This window comes from Caballeronia glathei, from assembly GCF_000698595.1.
Taxonomy (GTDB): domain Bacteria; phylum Pseudomonadota; class Gammaproteobacteria; order Burkholderiales; family Burkholderiaceae; genus Caballeronia; species Caballeronia glathei.
In genome coordinates this window covers 13,940-35,035 of sequence record NZ_JFHC01000024.1, presented here as the reverse complement: position 1 = coordinate 35,035, position 21,096 = coordinate 13,940, and the positions used below count along the sequence as shown (strand labels likewise).

Genomic DNA, 21,096 nt, shown 5'->3' with positions numbered 1-21,096 from the left:
TGAAACGCCCCATTAAACACTAGCAGCCTAGCGGACCCTTATGAACACCGCCACCCCAAGCACAACTGGAACGGCAGAACAGAACTTTGCACAAACGCCGGCGCCGGTTTCCGTACGGGAGGCAGGGGCTCCTGTACAGCAGGCGCCCACGGAGGCCAGGCTGTCGCTGCGCCTTGCCATTGGCCTGATCGGCGTGCTGCTCGCGTCGCTGCTGGCGATATTGAACGAACAGGTCACTGCGGTGGCGATGGCCGATATCCGGGGGGCGTTCTCCATCGGACACGACGACGGGACCTGGCTGACCGCTCTCTTCGAGGCTACGAATGTCGCCACGATGGTATTTGCTCCATGGTTCGGCGTGACGTTCACGCTGAAGCGCTTTACGATCGGCGCCGTGCTGGCCACGATGTTCTTCGGAATCCTGTGTCCGTTTGCACCGAGCCTCCTTGCCCTTTATGTGTTGCGTGCGCTGCAGGGCGTGGCAGGCGGATGTCTGCCCCCAATGCTGATCATCGTGGCGCTCCGTTATCTTCCCCCGAAGATCAAGTTGTATGGCCTCGCAGGCTACGCACTCACCGCGACCTTCGGGCCGGCGCTCGGCACGCCTCTTGCCGCCTTGTGGACGGAATATGTCAGCTGGCAAATGGCGTTCTGGCAAATCGTGCCGCTTGGCCTCGTGAGCTGTGTGGCAATCCAGCAGGGACTTCCGCTCGATCCTTCCAAACTCGAAAGGTTTCGTTCGTTTAACTGGCGAGGATTCTTGTTGGGGTTCCCCGCGATCGCCATGCTCGTTATTGGTCTTCTGCAGGGTGATCGTCTTGACTGGCTGAATTCCACGTTCATCTGCGTGATGCTCTATGGGGGAACGCTGTTGTTCGTGGCGTTCCTCGTCAACGAGTGGTTTCATCCGCTGCCGTTTTTCAAGCTTCAACTGCTTTCCCGCAGGAACTTCGCGCACGGGCTTTTGACACTGGTGGGCGCGGTCGTGCTGCTGGTGGGTGTCGCCGTCATACCGGCCCAGTATCTCGCCAAGGTTCACGGTTACAGGCCGCTGCAAACGACGCCCCTCGCCTTGCTGCTTGCCATTCCGCTATTGATTGCGCTTCCTCTGACCGCCGCCGTCCTGAACATCCGGCGGGTCGACTGCCGCTGGGTCCTGGCCATTGGACTTTCCCTGATGGCCACCACGTGTTTCATGGGGAGTTTCATGACCTCCGAGTGGATCCGCGAGAACTTCTACTGGCTTCAGTCGATACAGATCGTTGCGCAGCCGATGGTGATCCTCTCGATCCTGATGGGCGTAACGACAGGCCTGCCTCCCACGGAAGGGCCGTTTGCTTCGGCCATGTTCAACTCGCTCAAAAGCTTTACCGCCGTCGCGGCAACCGGTCTCATCGAAGGGCTCGGTACTGCGCGCGAACATTTTCATTCCAGCATGCTCGTGGACCGGCTAGGCAACAACGCGCTGATTACGAGCCAGTCCATCGATTCCGCTCATGGCCTCGGCGAGCTCGCGCATCGGGTCCACGAGCAGGCCGTCGTACTGACATCGGCGGATCTCTATCTCGTGATGGCGGGTATCGCCCTCGCCTTTCTTCTCGTTATTCCTGTGTTGCCCGTGCGTATCTATCCGCCATGGAGCACTACGCCGCCCTCTTCCCGCTAAGCGACGATATATATGTCACCCGTCATCCGATTTCCTTTCAGAACATTAAGTCTCGTCGCGTGCGTGGTCGTGCTCGGCGTCGTTGCATGGGCCTGCATCAGGCTGTTTTCCAACTCCGATAGCGAGACCACCAACGATGCCTATGTGACCGCCGACTTCACGCTGGTGGCACCGCGTGTCGCGGGCCAGCTTTCAGACGTGCTCGTAGAAGACAACCAGCAGGTGAAGGCCGGGCAATTGATGGTACGCATCGATGACCGCGACTTCCGGGCCGCATTGATGAGTGCGCAGGCGGATGTGGTGGCGGCAAAGGCATCCGTCGCGAACTACGACGCCGAGATCGCGCGGCATCCCGCGCTGGTCGACCAGGCGCGTGCCACGCTTCGGTCGGATGAGGCGGGGATCGAGTTTGCACGGGCGAACGCCGCGCGCTACCAGAATCTCTCGGAAACCGGCGCGGGAACGACGCAGGAGAAACAGCGCGCTTCGAGCGCACTGGCGCAGGAACTCGCGCAACAGTCCCGAGACCGGGCCGCACTCGCTGCAACCGAGCAGAACCTCGACGTTCTGCGTACCCAGCGCGACAAGACAGCAGGCGCGCTGGCGCACGCCGAGGCCGCGCTCGAGCAGGCGAAGCTCAACCTGTCCTATACCGAGATCCGCGCGCCCGTCGACGGCAAGGTCGGAAGACGTTCGGCGCGGGTCGGCGCATTCGTTACGACCGGCGCGCCGCTGCTCGCAATCGTCCCGCTGTCGGACGCGTATATCGTCGCCAACTTCCAGGAGAACCAGCTCGCCCACATGCGGCCTGGCCAGCCAGTGCGCATCAAGGTCGACAGCTTTCCCGGCGTCGTGGTTCGAGGACATGTGGACAGTCTTGCCCCCGCTACAGGCGTGAGCTTCGCGCCTATAGCGCCCGATAACGCAACGGGCAACTTCACCAAGGTCGTCCAGCGCGTGCCTGTCAAGATCACGATCGACCGCGGACAAGAGGCCGCGTCCGCACTGAGCGTGGGGCTTTCTGTCGAAGCGGAGGTCGCCGTCGGCAAGCGTGCCGATACGCGGATCGCAGGAGTAGCCCAGAAATGAATGCGCGCGAATTCTCCATCCGCACGCCGGTGCTGGCGGTGTTGCTGTGCACCGCGCTCACAGGCTGTCTCGTCGGCCCGGACTTCGAACGTCCGCAGACGAGCACGCCCGATGTGTTCGACCGCACCCAGTCCGCGCAGGCATCGAGCAGAGCAATCGAAGCCGAATTCAGTCCGGAATGGTGGACGCTGTTCAACGATCCCATACTGGACTCGCTGGAAAAACAGCTGACCGACGCGAACCTCGACGTGGCGGCGGCGTCGGCGCGTCTGCGGCAAAGCCGGGCCGAGCAGCGCATCGTCGGTGCCGAAGAATATCCGACGCTGACCGGCGCCGCATCCTATTACCGCGAGCGTGGAAGCCCGAACGGCATCCTGTCGCTGCTCGGGGTGACGCCGACCGGAGGTCAGGTGCAGTCGGCCGCGGGCGACACGCCGCTCGGCGTGGCGCCGTTGCCGGGTTCCAAAGGCTCGCCAGCGTATGACCTGTACCAGTTTGGCTTCGATGCGTCGTGGGAACTTGACTTCTGGGGTCGCGTTCGACGCGGTGTCGAGGCCGCTACGGCGTTGAGCGAAGCCTCATACGAAGACCGGAACTCCATCCTGTTGTCCGCGCGCGCCGAACTCGCGCGGGACTACGTTCAGTTGCGTGACACGCAGGCTCTGCTCGAGATAGCCAGGCAGAACCTCGGAATCGCCCGCGATGCCGTGAAGCTCACGGAAACCCGGGTACGTGAGGGCGTCACCACGGAGCTGGACGTGGCCAACGCGTCCGCACAGGCGGAGTCGATCGAGAGCCTGATCCCGACTCTCGAATCGCGTAGCGCGACCACGATCAATGCGATTGGCGTGTTGCTCGCCAGGGAACCGGGCGCGCTACGGCAAATGCTCGGCGAGCCGCACGATGTTCCTGCACTCCCTGAACAGGTGCCCATCGGCGTTCCGTCGGAGCTGGTGCAGCGCAGGCCCGACATCAGAAGAGCGGAAGCTCAACTGCACGCGGCGACGGCGGCGATCGGAATGGCGAAGGCCGATTTCTATCCACGCATATCGCTGAACGGCAGCGCAGGGTTCCAGAGCCTTCAGCTCTCGAATCTCGCCGACTGGGCGTCCGGCCAGTTCGTCATCGGGCCGTCGATCTCGCTTCCCATATTCGAAGGCGGACGCCTCAAGGGAACACTCCACTTGCGCGAGGCACAACAGCAGGAGGCGGCGATTGTCTACAAGCGGACCGTACTTCAGGCCTGGCGGGAGGTGGACGATGCGCTCGTCGTGTACGACGCCGAACAGCGTCGGCGCGATCGCCTGAAAGCGGTCGTCAGCCTGAACCAGCGCGCGCTGTCGATTGCGCGCCAACGCTACAAGGCCGGCGCCGTCGATTTTCTCGACGTGCTCAACGTGCAGAAGCAGTTGCTCGACGCGCAGAGCAAACTCGAGCAAAGCAAGGCCGACGCCGCCGCCAACCTCATCACGCTGTGCAAGGTGCTCGGCGGCGGATGGGAGTCGACCTATGCCAGACAGGACGTTCCTCATTGACGCGGCATCGAGTGAAGACATGTGCGTGGTGACGCATCCTCCCGCCGGCACGAACCTGCCGCGGTTGCGCACGCACTCGGATCATCAAAGGTCGCTTTCAGCGGCGACTTTCGCGGGTGGCCGCTGAAAGGCTAGTTGCGCCGTGTCGTCATATAGCCAAGGTAAGCGATGATCGCATCGAGATCGGCATCGCTGATGGCTGCCTGATCGAAGCCTGTCATTTTCATGTCCGGCCAGACGCGAACCGACCGGGGATCGCGGATGAGCGCTTTAAGGGCCCAAGGCTGAAGATACTCGGTCGGATTGTGCGGCCGATTGAGATCCGGGCCGACCGATGCGTCACCGGCGCCGTTCATCCGGTGGCACACCATGCATTGCGTTGCAACGAGAATCTGGCCGCGGCGGATGGGGGAATCGGCGGGCACATTCGCGTCGACCGCGAGTTGCGGCCACCTTGTTGCGCGAGCCGGAACGGCCCGCATCGAATCGACATTGAAAGGCCACTGTTCGCTCATCACGCCCGAGGCAGCCGGCTTGAGCCAAACGACATAGAACGGACCCACGGCAGCGCCGCCGGGACTGCGGGGCCATGGTTTGTCGCTGGGCTCGATGGCCAGCCACGGAACCGCCCCTTTGCCACTGTCGTCAAGAACGAGCCTGGCTGGCAGGTCGGTGACGAAACCATCCGTTGCCGTGATCTGAAGTTCAGCGTCTTCGGATAGATCCTTGACGCCGGGAAGCGCCCGCAACGGCACCGCACGATAGGTCATCGTTCGATGATACGTGACGTCCCCCGGCACGACGATCGTGGCGACGTCCGGCCTGGACAGCAATTGTTCGGTCGTGAGTTTTTTCATCGAACCGACATCGATGATCAACTCCGCGGCCACGACCGGCGAAACGGACAGCAACATGCTCGCAAGGACGAGCACACACTTCAGTCCACGATTGACGTTCATCGCGATGCTCCAATTCACCTGCGCCGACGCGAAAGTCCGGGCGGCGGTTGCCCGGAGATCGGGCCGGTCTTTTAGAAATATCACGCGAGTCACCGCACACTGGGTTCAAACATCCATTTGACCACGATGACGTGACATCGGATTCAGTCCGTGACTCGAACGTGTCTGAGCGCCGGAAGGCCAATGTCGCAGCACGCCGCGCGCACCACGCCGGCACGGCGCCCGATCGGCGGGACGCGGCGGTAGCCGTCTCGACACGGCTCACGGCACTTGTGAACCTGCCGGGAATCCCCGCTTCCGGGGTGCGCGGCCGGGTGTATGCTGGGCCACACTGCGCATCCCTCCCCTTCGCGAAGCTGCATGCCCCGGGGTGGCCGTCGGCGAGGATTGGTGCAAGGAGAGCCTCATGTACCGCCACCGCATGATCTGGGCGTTCGTCCTCGCCGCCGTCATCCCCGTCGCGTCTGCGCTGCAGGCCGCCGACGAGCAGGCGGCGGCGCCTTCGGCCGCTTCACCGGTGGTCAAGGGCGACTTTTCAGGTCGGGTCGATATCGGCGGGCGATCGCTCTATCTGGAGTGCCGCGGCCAGGGTAGCCCCACGGTGATCCTGGAAGCGGGCTCCATGGGCCGGGCCGACGTCTGGAGCCGAGACAGTCTGCATCCCGCAGGCGCGCGGACCATGGTCCTGCCTGCCGTGGCCACGTTCACCCGCGTCTGTGCCTACGACCGGCCGGGCACACTCGGCGAGGTCAACCCCAAGCTCGACCCGCAGGGTCCCCTGTTCTTCCCTGGCCGCAGCGATCCGGTTCCCCAGCCGCGTACCGCGCGGGACAAGGTCGCCGACCTGCACGCGCTGCTGAGCGCCGCCCATATCCCCGGCCCCTACGTGCTGGTTGCTCACTCCGCGGGCGGCCTGCTGGTGCGGCTGTATGCCAGCACCTACCCGGACGAGGTAGCGGGCATGGTGCTGCTCGACACCACGCACGAGAACACGTGGCTCCGCTTCCACGAAGCGCTGACGCCCGCGCAGTGGGCACAGTTCGAAGCGCTCACGGTAAAGAACCAGGAGTTGCTGGACGCCTATCCGGAGGCGGAGCAGTGGTGGACTGCCCCGCTGGAGGACGACGCCTCCACCGGTCAGGTACGCAAGGCGAGAGCGGGCGCGCCGCTGCGCCCGATGCCGCTCGTCGTTCTGGCCCACGGCATCCCCTTTGACGCCCCGTTTCCGGGCTGGCCGACCGGCAAGATGGAAGGGATCATGAGCGCGCTGCAGGACGATCTCGGCCGACTCGTCCCCGGCGCGCGGCGCGGCGTGGCCGCGAAGAGCGGCCACAACATCCATCAGGACCAGCCGGAACTGGTCATCTCGGCAATTCGGCAGGTCGTCGATGCGGTGCGCGATCCGGGCGCATGGACCGCTGCGGCGGCGCCCGCAAAGTAATCGGTCCGTTGCGGCCTGGCTCGCGAAGCCGTTCGGCAACGCCCGTCAAGCGCATGTCGGCGAGGCGCTGGCCGCACGGTGCGAAGGAGTCAACGGACATGGCGGCCGAACTCCGGGCGGCTATCGCCGCCTCAGTGCACGCTTGCTTGCCACTGCCCGTCTGCGTCCCAGGGAAGCCATCAAGGCTCGGCTTGCGGGTTCATATCGAGCGCGTAGGGGCCGTCAAGGGGCCCGCACCACGATCGGCGGCAACCCGAGCCGCCGCTGCGATGCCCGATATGCTGCGACGAAATCCGGATTGTCGCGTCGCACCTTGTCGAGCCACGGAGCGAGGTCACGCTCGCACGACGCGTCGGCGATCTCCGTGAAGCAGATGGACTCTGCCGGCAGCCGTTGCGCCGCCCAGTGAAATGCGAAGAGCGTCTGCCGGTCGGCTGGGGTCAATTCAAGCGTGGTGGCACCGTCTCCGGCAAGCCAGCGCTGAATCGAAGCGCGAAGCGCGGCCTCCGTCTGATCCGGGGCGTAGCTGAACACATGTGGCTCTCCGGACCGGGACGCGTGCAGATCGCGAACCGCGACCGCAACGACAAATTCCGTGGCGCGCAGATGGTGCGGCATGTCCGAGGCAGAGGCGCTTGCGCAAGCTTGGGCAAGCAATGACGCCAGCACTGATGCAAGAATCTTCATGGGCATGCGAGTCCGTCTGTCCAGACGACAGCATAGTCAACTCGGACGTCCGAATACTTAGCGCGAGCTTACACGGCGGCATCTGAGGGCGGTGTGCAAGGCGCGCGCGATGCACGAGCATGAGAGCAGCTGATTGTGTTTTCCACGCTAGCTGTTCTCTTCCGGGCGTCGATGGCCTGACCATGGGAGCCGCGCCATGCGCTATGGATAGCCCTCGTGAATGCCAGCAGCGGTCGCGGACGTGCGAGAAGAACTAGCGGCATCACGCCTGTGAGAAACGTACCTGTCGATTAATATCGCACAAGCAATCGCTGAAACGGCTTGCATTCACAGATTCCTTCATCGCGGCGATCTTCGGAGAATTCCATGCTTCCTGATGTGGCAGACAACGGCATCGTCACGGTGGCCACGCACCGTTCTGTCGAGCAGGCTCGCCGACACGCTCGCAAGGCTGATCGAAGCAAAGCACCTCGTTCTGTTCGCCCGAATCGACTTCGCGGCGGACGCGCAGCGCGCGGGATTGACGATGCAGCCGTCGCAGTTGCTCGTGTTTGGCAATCCGCGAGCCGGTACGCCACTGATGCAAGCCGTGCCGACGCTGGCGCTCGACCTGCCCCTGAAGGTGCTGGTGTGGCAGGACGCCGATGACCGCGTCTGCCTTTCGTACAACGCGACGAGCTATCTGCAAGCGCGGCACGGCGCCCCTGCCGAATTGATGATTCCCGTCGACGGTATCGGCGCGCTCGTGCAGGCCGCTGCGGCTAGCTGAGGCGGCCGGGGTCAGGCGCGTGGCGGTGGCCGCGAAGGCCCGTTGTTCAGGTTGAGCCGATGTTCCAGTGTGCCCGCGATCGCGCGGGTCGTTGCTCTCATGCTCGACCGGTCAAACGTGTCGGCCGCTCATGCATCGCGAGCATCCGCTATGCAGGTGGCATGGGCGACAATTCACGCCTGCGCGATCAGCCATTTGCACGCATCGCCCCAGTTGTAGACTGACCTTCTGCCGGGAAAGCGAATTTCAGGGAGATGCGCAATGTCCTCTGCACTGACCTACATGCGGCTTTACGCTGACCGTGACGGCGAATCGCACTTCGGGCCGATGATTATGGAAACGTTCACACGTGACTTTGCGCCGCCGGCACCGGCCTTCAACGTTTCAGGCTTTGTACCTGCTTTGCGCAGCGGCTTCCTGCTGTTGCCTGCCGGATGGACGGGCGATCTGCATCGGTCACCGCTGCGCATGTGGATATTCGTTCTCCACGGAGAAATGGAATTCGAAGCATCGGACGGAGAGCGCCAGCCCGTCCGGACCGGCGACGCGCTGCTCCTTGAAGATACGACCGGACGAGGACATCGAAGCCGCGTGATCGGCGACATCGTGGCAAGACTCGCGGTCGTCGAACTTGAACCGGCTCGTGACGAGTGACGGCGAAGTAACGAAGGGCATCAATAATTCGACAGAGTGGGCCTGAGCCGGCCACGACACCACCGGCCACGACAGGCTATTCGCTTGTTTCGATCGCACGCATGCGACGTTCGAGTTCGCACATGTCGACCGACGACGAAAGGTAGGCGTCGCGGCGGCTATGTTCAGCGCGCTCGAGCAAGTCGATCAGCGCTTCAAGGAGCAATGCAAACATGGTTGACTCCGGAAACAACGATTTGACGCACGGCGGAGGCCGTCGTGTCCCGTCAATGCAGTGAAGCGGCGATATGACACGACGACGAATGGAACGACAGCTATCACCCTGGATCGGACAAACCGGTTTTCGATCCGGCTGAGGTTCTAGTCCGTCATGGCTATCGGAAATCCGTCCACGAAACGCACGCAGCGCGGCGTGTCGTATCGCGCAACCGGCATCGCTTCGGCGTCAGCCGCATGCCCGCGCAAGACGCGAGCTTCGGCGCGATTTCCCGCGGGAGTCAGAAATCGTTGTCGTCGAACGGGCTCGCCATCGCCACCGTATGACGCGAACCCGAATGGGCCGACACGGCACGATGCACCGCATGCCAGTTGCCGCCCGCGTTGTCACGGCCGATGCCACCGGGCTTGGGACCGCCCGCGTCGAGGCGCACGGGATGGCCCTGGTAGGCTGCCTGTGCCAGGCCGGCGCCATGGACGGCCGGCTGCGCGCTCGCAGGCACGGTCGGCAGGGCGGCCGTGCAGGTGTCGCCGCATGCGCCCTGATTGACGGCGGGCGCGTTTTCATCGACTACATAAGCGGCCGTGCTCTCGGCCGGTTTCAACATGTCGGAAATGGCGACGGGGCCGGCCACACTCAGGCTGACGATTGCCGCGCCAACGCATAGCGATCTGCTCATCACGGTGTCTCTCATTACCAGTTCGCAACGGACGCGAGCCGCGACCACGGCGGTTGCGGCTCTCGCACATTGCGAGCACCCATGATGCGAAAGACGTGCCATGCGCCACGCGCAGCCCGCGAACCGCACATGCGCATCGCCGGGCGCCTTGCCCTGCAATGCTTTGCCGCGATGGAAAGTACCGCCGCGCGGTGGCGCTGCGCCGCGCGGCGGTCGTGGCGTTCACGGCAGTCTTCGTGACTTTCCCGATATCTCGTGAAAGTCACGCCTTGCGCGTGATGGCGAGCCGCTTCATCCGCGATTCGAGCGTCGTGGGCTTCAGACCGAGGCGCTCGGCCGCGCCCGCCTTGCCGCTCACGCGCCAGCCGGTTTCTTCGAGCACCCTGAGGATATGGCTGCGCTCCGCTTCTTCAAGCGTCACCGCGCGTGCGTCGCCATCGCCGGCCGGTTTTGGCACCTCGGCGTCGCAGGCGGGCGCGGCGCTGCTGAACCAGTCGCCGAGTGCGAGCTTGCCGCCCTGCGTCAGGATCACGGCGCGCTCTATCACGTGCTGCAGTTCGCGCACATTGCCGGGCCAGCGGTAGTTTTCGAGCACGGAAAGCGGAGCCTGCGCAATGGCGTCGATGTGCTTGCCGTACCTGGCCGCATAGCGGCGCACGAAATGGGCGGCCAGCGGAGCGATGTCCCGGCGGCGCTCGCGCAAGGGCGGCAACGCGAGCGGAAACACATTGAGCCGATAGTAGAGATCCGCACGAAACCGCCCCGCGGCGGCCTCCTCGGCGAGACTCCGGTTGGTGGCCGCGATGATGCGCACATCGGCCCTCAGTGTGCGCGTGCCGCCGAGCCGCTCGAACTCGCCGTCCTGAAGCACGCGCAAGAGCTTCGCCTGCACATCGAGCGCGAGCTCGCCGATCTCGTCGAGAAAGAGCGTGCCGCCGTCCGCCAGTTCGAACCTGCCTGCCTTGCGCGCAGTTGCGCCGGTGAACGCGCCTTTCTCATGACCAAAGAGCTCGCTTTCGATCAGATTGGCGGGCAATGCCGCGCAATTGAGCTTGATGAGCGGGTGGCCGGCGCGCGGGCTCATCCGGTGGATCGTCTGTGCGATCAGGTCCTTGCCCGTGCCGGTTTCGCCGGTCACGAGCACCGAGGCACCCGTGCCGGCCACCTGATGTACCTGCTCCATGACTTCGCGCAATCCTTCCAGGCCGGCGAGTTCCTCACCGGCCTGAGCCTCCAGCAACTCGTCCTGAAGACAACGGTTCAGCCCGCGCAGCTGCCCGACCTCCGCCTCGGCTTTCCTCCGCTCCTCGATGTCGCGCAGGATCAGCGTGTAGATCACCTGCCCGCCCGCCTGCGCGCACGAAAGCGTAGCCTCGATCGGAAACGGAGCGCCGTCGGCACGTACGGCGTTGTGGCCTTCGGTCAGCCAGACCGGCGCCTGCGGACATCCCGCATGCATGTAGTCACCGAGCATCCGGCACAGCGGCGCGGAAAGGAAGCGGTTGCAGGGCCCGCCCAGGGCTTCGCCCGCCTGACAGCGGAACACGCGTTCGGCCGCCCGGTTGAAGAGCGTGACACTGCCTGTTTCGTCGAGCGCGATGATCGCGTCCATCGCGGACTCGATGATGCGCGAGAGCCGTTGCTCGCTCTCCTGAAGCCTGGCCCTCAGGCGCTGGACTTCCAGATGAGTGGCGACGCGCGCCAGCACTTCCTCGTGCTGGAACGGCTTCGTGATGTAGTCGACGGCGCCGAGTTCGAGCCCCTTGACCTTGTCGACGGTATCCGTCAGCGCGCTCATGAAGATCACCGGAATGTCGCGCGTCGCGGGGTTCGACTTGAGGCGCGCGCAGGTCGCGAACCCGTCGAGGCCGGGCATCATCACGTCGAGCAGGATCAGGTCGGGCCTCGCATAGTCGATCTCCTCGAGCGCGCTCTCGCCGTCTTCCGCGACCGAAACCGCGAACCCGTTGGCGCCGAGAAGATCGAGCAGGATCGACAGATTCGCAGGAACGTCCTCCACGACGAGAATGAGCGGCCTCTCCGCGATGACCGGATTCATGGCGCGTGTGCAAGGCTCTTGAGCCAGCGGCGCAGTTCCTTCATGCGATACGCGTCGCCGAGTTCGCAGATCCGGGCAGCGAACGGCGCGTGGATGCGATCGCGCGCCGCAAGGCCGTTCGCCTCGTTCATGAGCTGCCTGACGTCGCCGCGCGATGCAAGGTCGAGAAACCTTTGCAGGTCCGCTGGAGGCGGCGCGACGAGCGCCTCGTCCAGCGTCTCGCGGGCAGCCTCGTCGCTTCCGGCGCGCAGCACCGTGAGGTCGAGATGCGCGCAAAGCAACTCGACCAGCTTCTCCTGGCGAAAGGGCTTCGGAATGAACTCGTCGGCACCCGACTCGATGCAGCGCGCACGGTTGTGCTCGAACGCGCTCGCGGAGATCGCGAAGATCACCGTGTCAGCGAGCCCTGGCATCGCGCGAATGCGGGTGGTCGCGGCGAGACCGTCCAGGCGCGGCATGCGTATGTCCATCACGATCGCGTCGGGCTTCAGGCGCGCCGCCTCGCTCAGCGCCACCTCGCCGTCCTCGGCCTCGTGCACTTCGAAGCCGATGGGTTCGAGCAGGTCGCGCAGCAGGCTGCGCCCGTCCGGCTCGTCGTCCACCACCAGCACGCGACGGCGCTCGCCCGCGATACCGGTCACGAGGTGGTTTGCGGCCGTCGCCGCTGGCGCTTCTCCCGGTGCGAGTTCCAGCTCGAACCAGAAGCGGCTGCCCTCGCGTGGCGTGCTGGCGACCTGCAGTTCGCCGCCCATCAGATGCACGAGCCGCTTGCTGATGGCGAGCCCGAGGCCGGTACCGTCGACGACGGTAGCCGGGTCCCGCACCTGGTGAAACACGTCGAAGATTTCCGACAGATGCTCCGGACGGATGCCAATGCCGGTGTCTTCGACAAGAAAGCACACGCGCTGCCCGATGAGCCCGGTTTTCAGGGCCACGCCGCCCCGTTGCGTGTACTTGATCGCATTCTCCAGAAGATTCGTGAGCACCTGCCGCAAGCGGCGTTCATCGGCGCGAACCATGTGCGGAATGTCCGACCACTGCGCGGTGGTGAACGCGAGGTCCTTGGTCTGCGCCCGGCTTTTCATCATCCCCGCGATGCTCTCCAGCAAGCGGTGCAGGTCGAAGTTGTCCATGGTCACCTCGAGCGTACCGGCCTCGATCTTCGCCATGTCGAGAATCTCGTCGATGAGCCCGAGCAGGTGCTCGCCCGATTGCTCGATGATGGTCAGTGCCTTGCTTTGCCGCTCGTTGAGACCGGAGTCGCGCCGCAGAAGCTGCGCGTAGCCGAGCACGCTGTTGAGAGGCGTGCGCAGTTCGTGGCTCATGTTGGCAAGGAATTCGGACTTCGCGCGATTGGCTGTCTCGGCGGCTTCCTTCGCGCAATTCAACTCGGCCTGCGCGCGCTTTCGTTCCGTGATGTCGCGCACCGTCGCGGTCACGAGCTTCGCTGCGCCGAGGATCGGCGTGACGGATATCTCGACCGGAAATTCCGCGCCGTCGGATCGCAGCGCCGATACCTCGATCCGTCTGCCCAAGAGCGGTCCTTCGCCGGTCGCGAGATATCGCACGAGCCCCCGGCGGTGCGCGCCGCGCAGTTGCGGAGGGACGATCAGGCCAGCGAGTTCGCGGCCGATCACCTCGTCGCGCCGGTAGCCGAAGGTCCGCTCCGAGGCGGGATTGAACTCGATGATGCAGCCGTCGGCGTCGATGCTGATGATGCAATCCATCGACGCATCGAGAATGCCGCGCATCCGGGCCTCGCTCTCGTGCCGCGCCGCCTCGGCCCGCTTTCTGTCGCTGATGTCGATCACGCTGCCGCGCACCAGCCGGCGCGTGGCATCCGGCAGCCTGACGAGCCTGACCTCGCAGGGAAACAGCCTGCCCTCGGGATCGACATGCAGCCATTCGAACACCGGCACGCCGCCATCGAGCGCCTCCTCGACCTTCTCGCGCGCCGCCACGCCGGATAACCGGCCGTCGGGCTGGAATTCAGGACTGAGTTCGACAGGACCGATGCGCAGGAGCGACTCCCGGTCGCGTCTGTAGAGGCGCGCGGCCTGCTCGTTCACTTCGACGAAGCGCAGCGTGTCGACATCGAGCAGCGTGATCGCGTCAGGCGAATACGCCAGCATCGTGGACAGGCGCTGCTCGCTCGCGCGCAGCGCCTGTTCGGTCCGCATGCGCTCGCCGATGTCGATGACACTGCCGCGCACCAGCCTGCGGGTCGCGTGCGGAAGTCGCACGAGGCGCACTTCGCAGGGAACGACGTCGCCCGAGGCATTGCGATGCATCCACTCGAAGACTGGCGTACCGCCCGCGAGCGCCCTGTCGATCATCTCGCAGCGCGCCTCGCTGGACACGCGTCCATCCGGCTGAAACTCGGGGCTGAGCTCGACCGGATCGATGCGTAGCAGCGCCTCGCGCTCGCGCCCGAACAGGCGCGCGGCCTGCTCGTTGGCCTGCACATACCGGTCGGCATCGACATCGAATACGAGGATCGCATCGGGCGCATAGGCGACGAGTGTCGCGAGTTGCTGCTCGCTCTCGCGCAGCGCTTCTTCGGCACGCCTGCGGTCGTCGCGCTCGATGGCGAGCGCAATCAGATTGGCGAGTGCGATGCCGAACAACCGGTCCTCGGGCGTCCACGGCATGGGCACGCCGACCTGCTCGTGGCATAGCACGCCGTCAACGCGGCCGTGCAGAAAGATGGGGGTATCCAGCATCGCTGCGACCCCCAGTGGCGTGAGATACGTCTCCGAGAATTCGCGGGTGCGCGGGTCGGCGTGCGCGTCGTCGGCGACGATGGCCTCGCTCGATGCGAGTGCCTGAAAATAGGCGGGATAGAGTTCGGCCTGCAACTCTGCACCCCTGCTGTGCCTGTCGAGGCTCGACTCGTAAAGGTCGATGCAGTGGATTGCCGAACGGGACTGCGCATAGCGCCAGAGGCTCACGCGTTCGACGCACATCAACTGTGCCGCCGTCTCCGTGATGTACCGGAGGGTCTGCTCCAGATTTTCGTTCTGATAGAAGTCGATACGGGTCAGCGCGGCGAGTGCCGCTTGTCGTTCGAGCAGCCGTTCGCGTCGCGCACGTCGCGCCGATAGTGGCCCTGGAGTCGTCACCTTGGTTCTTCCTGATGCAATCGACAGGCGCCATGGATGCCGGTACCAATACGGACACGGGCTTTGTCCGGCACGACGGAAGCATCCGGCGGACCACCCTGTGACCGCAATCCGTTGCTACTGTACACCCGGTAATCGAGCTTGGGTACCTCGCGCAACGGGCGCGCACTCGAATGGTGCGGCGATCGTTGCGGGGTGCGCTGCCATCGTTTGGGCGGATTTGATCCGCACTCAATCGTTCAGCAGGCACCTACTAATTCAGTGTGGAGATTGCGCATCGGTAGCGTGTCGCGCGATACACGCAGCGACGCGTCAGAGAGCCGGTTTCGCGTGGCAGCGTTCTCCGTCGGGAGATTCAACGCGCTGGAAGCGCATCGTCATGGACGGGCACGAACGCCCGCATCACATGAATTCGTAGCGTTAGCTGCCCGCTTTCCCATACAAGACAAGCGGGCGATCCTCCACGTCCACGAGCGCCGGAGCGCGCTGCTTACTTCGCCGTCGGCATCGCGAATTCGGCGCCCTTCTCCGTGGCCTCAGGCCAGCGTTGCATGATCGACTTCTGCTTGGTGTAGAAACGCACGCCCTCCTCGCCGTACGCATGCATGTCGCCGAAGAGGCTGCGCTTCCAGCCGCCGAAACCATGCCACGCCATCGGCACCGGAATCGGTACGTTGATGCCGACCATGCCCACTTCGATCCGGCGCCCGAACTCGCGCGCGACATGGCCGTCGCGCGTATAGCATGCAACGCCGTTGCCGAATTCGTGCGCATTGATGAGTTCCACCGCTTCGGTGAAGTCCTTCACGCGCACGCAGGCGAGCACCGGCCCGAAGATTTCTTCCTTGTAGATGCGCATGTCGGGGGTGACGTTATCGAAGAGCGTGCCGCCCGTGAAGAAGCCGTCTTCGTGGCCCTTCACCTTGAGGCCGCGGCCGTCCACCACGAGCTTCGCGCCCTCCTCCACGCCGAGCGCGATGTAGCCTTCGATGCGATCGAGTGCCTGCCGCGTGACGATCGGCCCCATTTCGGCGTCCGCTTCCATGCCGTTCTTCACAACCAGCGTGCGAGCGCGCTCCGCCAGCCGCTCAATGACCTTGTCGGCGATGTCGCCGACCAGCACCGCGACCGAGATCGCCATGCAGCGCTCGCCCGCCGACCCGTAACCGGCGCCGACCAGCGCGTCGACCGCCTGGTCGAGGTCGGCGTCCGGCATGACCACCATGTGATTCTTCGCGCCGCCGAGCGCCTGCACTCGCTTGCCGTGCTTCGCGCCCGTCTCGTAGATGTAGTTCGCGATCGGCGTCGAGCCGACGAAGCTCACCGCCTTGACATCCGGATGCGCGAGCAATGCATCCACGACCACCTTGTCGCCCTGCACCACGTTGAAGATGCCGTCGGGCAGGCCGGCTTCCTTCAGAAGATTGGCCATGAACAGGGACGCCGACGGATCACGCTCGCTCGGCTTCAGGATGAACGCGTTGCCGGCTGCGATGGCGACCGGGAACATCCAGCAGGGAACCATGCACGGGAAATTGAACGGCGTGATGCCCGCGACCACACCGAGGGCCTGACGCGTCGTCCAGTTGTCCATGCCCGTCGAAACCTGCTCCGTGTAGTCGCCCTTGAGCAGTTGCGGAATGCCGCAGGCGAATTCGATGACGTCGATTCCGCGCGACACTTCGCCCTGCGCATCCGAGAACACCTTGCCGTGCTCGGCCGTGATGATCGCGGCGAGTTCGTCGCGATGCTTGTTCATCAGTTCGAGGAAGCGCAGCATGACCCGGGCGCGGCGGATCGGCGGGGTATTGCTCCACTTCGGAAACGCCGCCTTCGCGCTCGCGACGGCCGCATCGACATCCGTCGTATCGCCCAGCACCAGCTTGCGAGGGCGTTCGCCCGTTGCCGGATTGAAGATCGGCTGGCTCCGGGTGCCGGAACCGTTCACGCGTTGACCGTGAATGTAATGAACCACGTCTGCCGTATCGTTGAACGCTTGCATGTCGACTCCTCTACATTGATGGGCGATGTCAGGAGTGTAAAAAGCATCGGGCCCGGAGCAAAGGCGCTATGATTGAAATCATTGTTTTGAATGGCGAACAATCATTTCATGGACGCGCAAAAGGTTGAAGGGCTCTGGACACATCTGCACTGGCTGACCGTGCTGGCCGAGCAGGGCAGCTATACGGCCGCAGCCGCGCGGCTCGGCGTGAGCAAGGCCGCGATGAGCCAGCGAATCGCGGAACTGGAGCGAGCCGCGGGGGTGTCGCTCGTGCAGCGCACTACGCGCAGCGTGCGGCTCACGGAGGCCGGGCAACACCTCGTCGACAATACGCGCGGCCAGTACGAACATATCGCCACGAGCTTTGCGAACGTGCGCGAACTGGCCGGTGTCGCGCGGGGACTGATTCGCGTCACCGCGCCGGTCGCTTTCGCCCGGCAACAGCTCGTGCCGCGAATGGCCGGATTCTTGCGGGCGCACCCGGAGGTCCGCGTGCAACTCGAAGCATCCGACCGGCTCAGCTCGATCGCCATGGAAGGCTTCGACCTCGCGATCCGGCATAGCGCGCAGGTACCGGAGACGCACGTCGCCTGGAAGCTGTGCGATACGCATTCGGTCATCGTCGCCACGCGCGCTTACCTCAGGCGCAGTGGAACGCCCGCGACACCCGCCGAGCTGTCCGCGCACGATTGCCTTTTCTATCCGCGCGCGCTCGCCTCCGGCATGTGGTCGTTCGAGCGCAAGGGTTCGAGAAAATCCGCTTCGGGACCGTTCACGCTGACGGTCAACGGGCCGTTCTCGGCCAACAACAGCGAGGCGCTGCGCGACGCCGCCCTCGACGACCTCGGCATTGCGCTGCTTCCCGACTTCACTGCGCAGGCCGGGGTGCGGGCGGGCAAGCTGGTTGTCGTCCTGCCGGACTGGCGTCCGGTCGGCGCGTTCGCCGAACAGATCTACGTGGTACGCCCCTACACGTCTCATGTGCCGCGCGCGGTCACGCTGTTCGTTGCGTACCTGCGCGAGACGTTCTCTGGCGGCTTTCCGATTTGATTTGCACCGCGTCCGGTCCGGGTGCGGGGTGCCGGATAGCTTTCGCCCTGATGAGTGACCGGGGTGATGGACTTACCCCTTGGTCGCCCCGAACGTCAGCCCTGCCACGAAATGCCGCTGCATCGCGAAGAACATCATCACCGACGGAAGCGCTGCAAGGATCGACCCGGCCGAGACGAGGTTCCATGCCGTCACCCACTGTCCCTTCAACGCGGCAACGCCCACCGTGATCGGGGCGGCTTCGTCACCCTGCGTGAGACAGAGCGCCCAGAAGTAGTCGTTCCAGACGAACGTGAAGACGAGGATGGCGAGCGCGGCAAGTGCCGGCCGGATCAGCGGCAGGATGATCCTGAAGAACACCGTCCACTCGTTTGCGCCTTCGATGCGCGCAGCCTCGACCAGTTCGAACGGCAACTGCTTGATGAAGTTGCGTAGAAAAAGCGCACAGAACCCGGTCTGAAACGCGACGTGAAACAGAATCAGCGCGCCGACCGTGTTGAACAGGCCGAGTTCCAGCGAGAGGTCGCGCACCGGAATCATCAGAATCTGAATCGGCACGAAGTTCCCCGCGACAAACGTCGCAAACAGCACCGAGTTGCCCCGAAAGCTGTAGACCGCCAGAGCGAAGCCGGCCATTGCCGCAAGCGCGATCGACCCGACGACAGCAGGCACCGTGATCAGCACACTGTTCCAGAAGTAATGAAGCATCGGCGACGTCGTCAGCGCCTCCCGATAGTTCGCGATCAGCGAAACATGCTCCGGCCAGCCCCAGTAGTTGCCCTGCACGAGTTCGTCGGAGGAGCGAATCGACGTCACCATCACGGCGATCAGCGGCAACAGCCAGATCATGAGCGCAAGGGGCAACGACAGCTTGTAGAGCACGCGGCTCGCGGGTTTCCATTTGTCGATGGGTGTCGGAAACATGGCCTGCTCCTTACTGCTCGGTGCGCAGCATCCTGCGCAGGTGATAGACGATGTACACCATCATGATCGCGAGCAGCACCACAGCGATCGCGGCTGAATACCCGATGCGGTAGTACTTGATCGCCTGGTCGTACATGTAATACGCGAGCACGGTCGAACTCTCGAACGGCCCGCCTCCGCTCATCACGGCAATCAGGTCGAAACTGCGCAGCGCGCCGATGATCGTGACCACGATCGCCATGAAGGTCGTCGGGCGCAACTGCGGAAGAATCACGTGCCAGAGCATGGTCCAGCCCTTTGCGCCTTCCATGCGCGCCGCCTCGATCTGCTCCGAATTCAGCGACGTCAGGCCCGTCAGGTACAGGATCATGCAATAGGCCGTTTGCGGCCAGAGCGCGGCGAAGATGATGCCGAAGGTGACATAGCGCGCATCGCCGAGCACGGGGACGCCATGTCCGAGTATCAGCTTGAGCAGGCCGAAGGTCGGGTCGTAGAACCAGCTGAACATCAGGCCGACCACCACGCCCGAGAGCACGAACGGCGCGAAGAACAGCGACTTCACTACGCGGATGCCGGCCACGGCCTGATTCAGATACAGTGCGACGGCAAGCCCCATCGGTGGTGCGAGCAGAAACAGCACGAGCCAGAGGACGTTGTTCTTCAGAGCGGTATAGAACGTCGGCGCCTGAAACAGCTCGACGTAGTTCGCGACGCCGACGAATGTCTTCTCCGACATGCCGTCCCAGTTGTAGAAGCTGAGCCCGATGCTCGACACGATCGGCCATATCACGTAGATGCCGACCATCACGCACGCCGGCGCGAGAAAGAAGAACGCGGCAAGCCGCTGCTGGCGCGCCATCGCCGAGGCGCGGCGCCGCCGCTTCGCTTTCGTCGCGGAGAGCGCGAGTGTTTCGGAAGACTGCATGATCGTGCTCCTTGCCGGCGAAGCGCGCCCGGAAAGAGCGCTTCGCCGCGTCGAACTCACTTCTTGTAGATGCGCTTGCGCGTCGCTTCGAGTTGCGCCAGGATCGAATCGAGCTTGGACGGGTCGGAGATGAACTGCTGCATGCCCTTCATGCCTTCGTCAGCCATTTCCTTCGTCATGTCGCGATCGTAGAACTGCGCGATGCCGCCCTTCGTGTTCGAAAGGATCTGGAAACCGATCTTCGAGATCGGATCTTCCGGTTCGGGCGACTTGCTGTTCGCCGATAGCGATCCCAGCCCCTTCGCCAGTTGCGCGCCGACCTCGGGCGTCTCCATGTACGCGAGGAAAGTATGCGCGTCGGCCTTGTTCTTCGCCCTGGAGGGAATGTGCATCGACTCGACCGGGCCGTCCTCGGCGGTCGGCACCTTGTCGTCGATGATCGGAAACTGGAAGTAGCCCATTTCCGGCTTGATGTTCTGGGGAAAGCCCGCCGCGATGAACGTTCCCATCAGCATCATCGCCGCCTTGCCCTGGAACAGGAACGGCTGGACTGAATCGAGGTCGTAGGAAAGCGAGTTGTCGATGAACACCTTGTCGTCGATCAGTTCCTTCCACGTCGTATACACCTTCTTCACGCGGGGATCGGTGTAGGGCACATCGCCCGCCATCAGTTTCTGGTGAAACGCATTGCCGTTGATGCGCAAGTCGAGATAGTCGAACCAGCCCGCGAGCGTCCACGCGTCGCGGCCCGCCACGGCGACAGGGGCGATGCCCGCGGCCTTCAGCTTCTTGCATGCATCGAGGAATTCAGGCCATGTCTTCGGCTCGGTGGCGATGCCCACCTTCCTGAACAGGTCTTTGCGATAGAACATGCCCCAGGAATAATAGACGGTCGGCGCCGCGTACTGCTTGCCGTTGTATGACGAAGCCTCCTTCGTCGACGCGTACATCGAATTCCAGTCGTTCTTGTTCCAGTCGTTCGTCAGGTCCTCGAAGAGCCCGCGCTTCGCGTAGTACGCCATGCGCTCGCCGTTGTGCCACGTCACGACATCGGGCGACACGGTGGAGAGCCAGCCGGGAAGCTGCACCTTGTAGGCCTCTTCATCGACGAAGGCCACCTTGAGGTCGATCTCCGGATGCGCCTTCTTGAACTGGTCGAAGATCTGCTGCCAGACCACCCGCTGCCCCGCGCCCTTGAACGCGACGTTCACCGCCAGCGTGCCCGCCTGCGCCGTTCCCGCCAGCGCCGCCGCGACCGCTGCGCCGGCCAGTGTCCTGCGAATCGTGCTTTTCATGCGTGTCTCCTCCTTGACGAGTG

Annotated in this window: 17 protein-coding genes; 7 read left to right on the top strand and 10 right to left on the bottom strand. The window is 64.1% G+C overall.

Going from position 1 to position 21,096, the window contains the following annotated elements; genetic code table 11:
• The first annotated feature begins 40 nt into the window (after positions 1-40).
• The 3 genes from BG61_RS16600 to BG61_RS16590 are packed head-to-tail and all read left to right on the top strand — an operon-like array spanning position 41 to position 4,290.
• Positions 41-1,666 carry an MFS transporter gene (locus BG61_RS16600; protein ID WP_035936788.1) on the top strand — a complete coding sequence of 542 codons (1,626 nt, stop codon included), beginning with the start codon at positions 41-43 and terminating at the stop codon, positions 1,664-1,666.
• Between the two features lie 12 nt (positions 1,667-1,678).
• Positions 1,679-2,755: an HlyD family secretion protein gene (locus tag BG61_RS16595; protein WP_035936790.1), complete on the top strand. Its 1,077-nt coding sequence runs from the start codon at positions 1,679-1,681 to the stop codon at positions 2,753-2,755.
• Entirely contained in the window at positions 2,752-4,290 is a 1,539-nt protein-coding gene (locus BG61_RS16590; RefSeq protein ID WP_035936792.1) for an efflux transporter outer membrane subunit, read from the top strand. The genes BG61_RS16595 and BG61_RS16590 overlap by 4 nt, the downstream gene beginning before the upstream one ends.
• Before the next feature lie 131 nt (positions 4,291-4,421).
• Here BG61_RS16590 and BG61_RS16585 read toward each other — a convergent pair whose 3' ends face one another.
• Positions 4,422-5,249: a c-type cytochrome gene (locus BG61_RS16585; protein WP_051672576.1), complete on the bottom strand. Its 828-nt coding sequence runs from the start codon at positions 5,247-5,249 to the stop codon at positions 4,422-4,424.
• Positions 5,250-5,655: 406 nt separating this feature from the next.
• Here BG61_RS16585 and BG61_RS16580 point away from each other — a divergent pair, with 406 nt between their 5' ends.
• Positions 5,656-6,690 (top strand): alpha/beta fold hydrolase, encoded by a 1,035-nt coding sequence (locus BG61_RS16580; RefSeq protein WP_051672575.1) that lies wholly within the window; start codon positions 5,656-5,658, stop codon positions 6,688-6,690.
• Positions 6,691-6,912: 222 nt separating this feature from the next.
• Here BG61_RS16580 and BG61_RS16575 read toward each other — a convergent pair whose 3' ends face one another.
• Complete coding sequence (locus tag BG61_RS16575; RefSeq protein ID WP_129572238.1) at positions 6,913-7,377, bottom strand: hypothetical protein; 465 nt, start codon at positions 7,375-7,377, stop codon at positions 6,913-6,915.
• 376 nt (positions 7,378-7,753) lie between these two features.
• Between BG61_RS16575 and BG61_RS16570 the strand changes: the two genes are divergently transcribed.
• Together BG61_RS16570 and BG61_RS16565 are read left to right on the top strand one after the other, a co-directional pair.
• Positions 7,754-8,146, top strand: coding sequence for a DUF302 domain-containing protein (locus BG61_RS16570; protein WP_169743307.1), 393 nt, complete (start codon positions 7,754-7,756; stop codon positions 8,144-8,146).
• 261 nt (positions 8,147-8,407) lie between these two features.
• The gene (locus tag BG61_RS16565; RefSeq protein ID WP_035936795.1) at positions 8,408-8,800 is read left to right on the top strand and encodes a cupin domain-containing protein; all 393 of its coding nucleotides are present in this window, start codon (positions 8,408-8,410) and stop codon (positions 8,798-8,800) included.
• Positions 8,801-8,876: 76 nt separating this feature from the next.
• Here BG61_RS16565 and BG61_RS40095 read toward each other — a convergent pair whose 3' ends face one another.
• The 5 genes from BG61_RS40095 to BG61_RS16545 form a co-directional block, all read right to left on the bottom strand.
• Positions 8,877-9,014 carry a DUF3563 family protein gene (locus tag BG61_RS40095; RefSeq protein ID WP_075584170.1) on the bottom strand — a complete coding sequence of 46 codons (138 nt, stop codon included), beginning with the start codon at positions 9,012-9,014 and terminating at the stop codon, positions 8,877-8,879.
• A 283-nt stretch (positions 9,015-9,297) separates the two neighbouring features.
• Positions 9,298-9,696, bottom strand: a complete 399-nt coding sequence (locus BG61_RS16560; RefSeq protein ID WP_035941737.1) for a COG4315 family predicted lipoprotein — start codon at positions 9,694-9,696, stop codon at positions 9,298-9,300.
• 262 nt (positions 9,697-9,958) lie between these two features.
• Positions 9,959-11,755 carry a sigma-54-dependent Fis family transcriptional regulator gene (locus tag BG61_RS16555; RefSeq protein ID WP_129572239.1) on the bottom strand — a complete coding sequence of 599 codons (1,797 nt, stop codon included), beginning with the start codon at positions 11,753-11,755 and terminating at the stop codon, positions 9,959-9,961.
• Positions 11,752-14,877 carry a PAS domain S-box protein gene (locus tag BG61_RS39270; RefSeq protein ID WP_051672573.1) on the bottom strand — a complete coding sequence of 1,042 codons (3,126 nt, stop codon included), beginning with the start codon at positions 14,875-14,877 and terminating at the stop codon, positions 11,752-11,754. The genes BG61_RS16555 and BG61_RS39270 overlap by 4 nt, the downstream gene beginning before the upstream one ends.
• Before the next feature lie 490 nt (positions 14,878-15,367).
• Positions 15,368-16,879: a CoA-acylating methylmalonate-semialdehyde dehydrogenase gene (locus BG61_RS16545; protein WP_035936801.1), complete on the bottom strand. Its 1,512-nt coding sequence runs from the start codon at positions 16,877-16,879 to the stop codon at positions 15,368-15,370.
• A 108-nt stretch (positions 16,880-16,987) separates the two neighbouring features.
• On the opposite strand from BG61_RS16545, the gene BG61_RS16540 reads away from it, so the two are divergent.
• The gene (locus BG61_RS16540) at positions 16,988-17,929 is read left to right on the top strand and encodes a LysR family transcriptional regulator (RefSeq protein WP_035936867.1); all 942 of its coding nucleotides are present in this window, start codon (positions 16,988-16,990) and stop codon (positions 17,927-17,929) included.
• A 72-nt stretch (positions 17,930-18,001) separates the two neighbouring features.
• On the opposite strand, the gene BG61_RS16535 is transcribed toward BG61_RS16540, so the two are convergent.
• From BG61_RS16535 to BG61_RS16525, 3 genes are read right to left on the bottom strand one after another with little or no spacing between them, the layout of a single operon-like run.
• On the bottom strand, positions 18,002-18,853 hold the full coding sequence (locus tag BG61_RS16535) for a carbohydrate ABC transporter permease (protein WP_035936804.1): 852 nt from the start codon (positions 18,851-18,853) through the stop codon (positions 18,002-18,004).
• Between the two features lie 10 nt (positions 18,854-18,863).
• On the bottom strand, positions 18,864-19,778 hold the full coding sequence (locus BG61_RS16530; RefSeq protein ID WP_051672572.1) for a carbohydrate ABC transporter permease: 915 nt from the start codon (positions 19,776-19,778) through the stop codon (positions 18,864-18,866).
• A gap of 56 nt (positions 19,779-19,834) precedes the next feature.
• Entirely contained in the window at positions 19,835-21,073 is a 1,239-nt protein-coding gene (locus BG61_RS16525; RefSeq protein ID WP_035936806.1) for an ABC transporter substrate-binding protein, read from the bottom strand.
• Positions 21,074-21,096 lie beyond the last annotated feature (23 nt).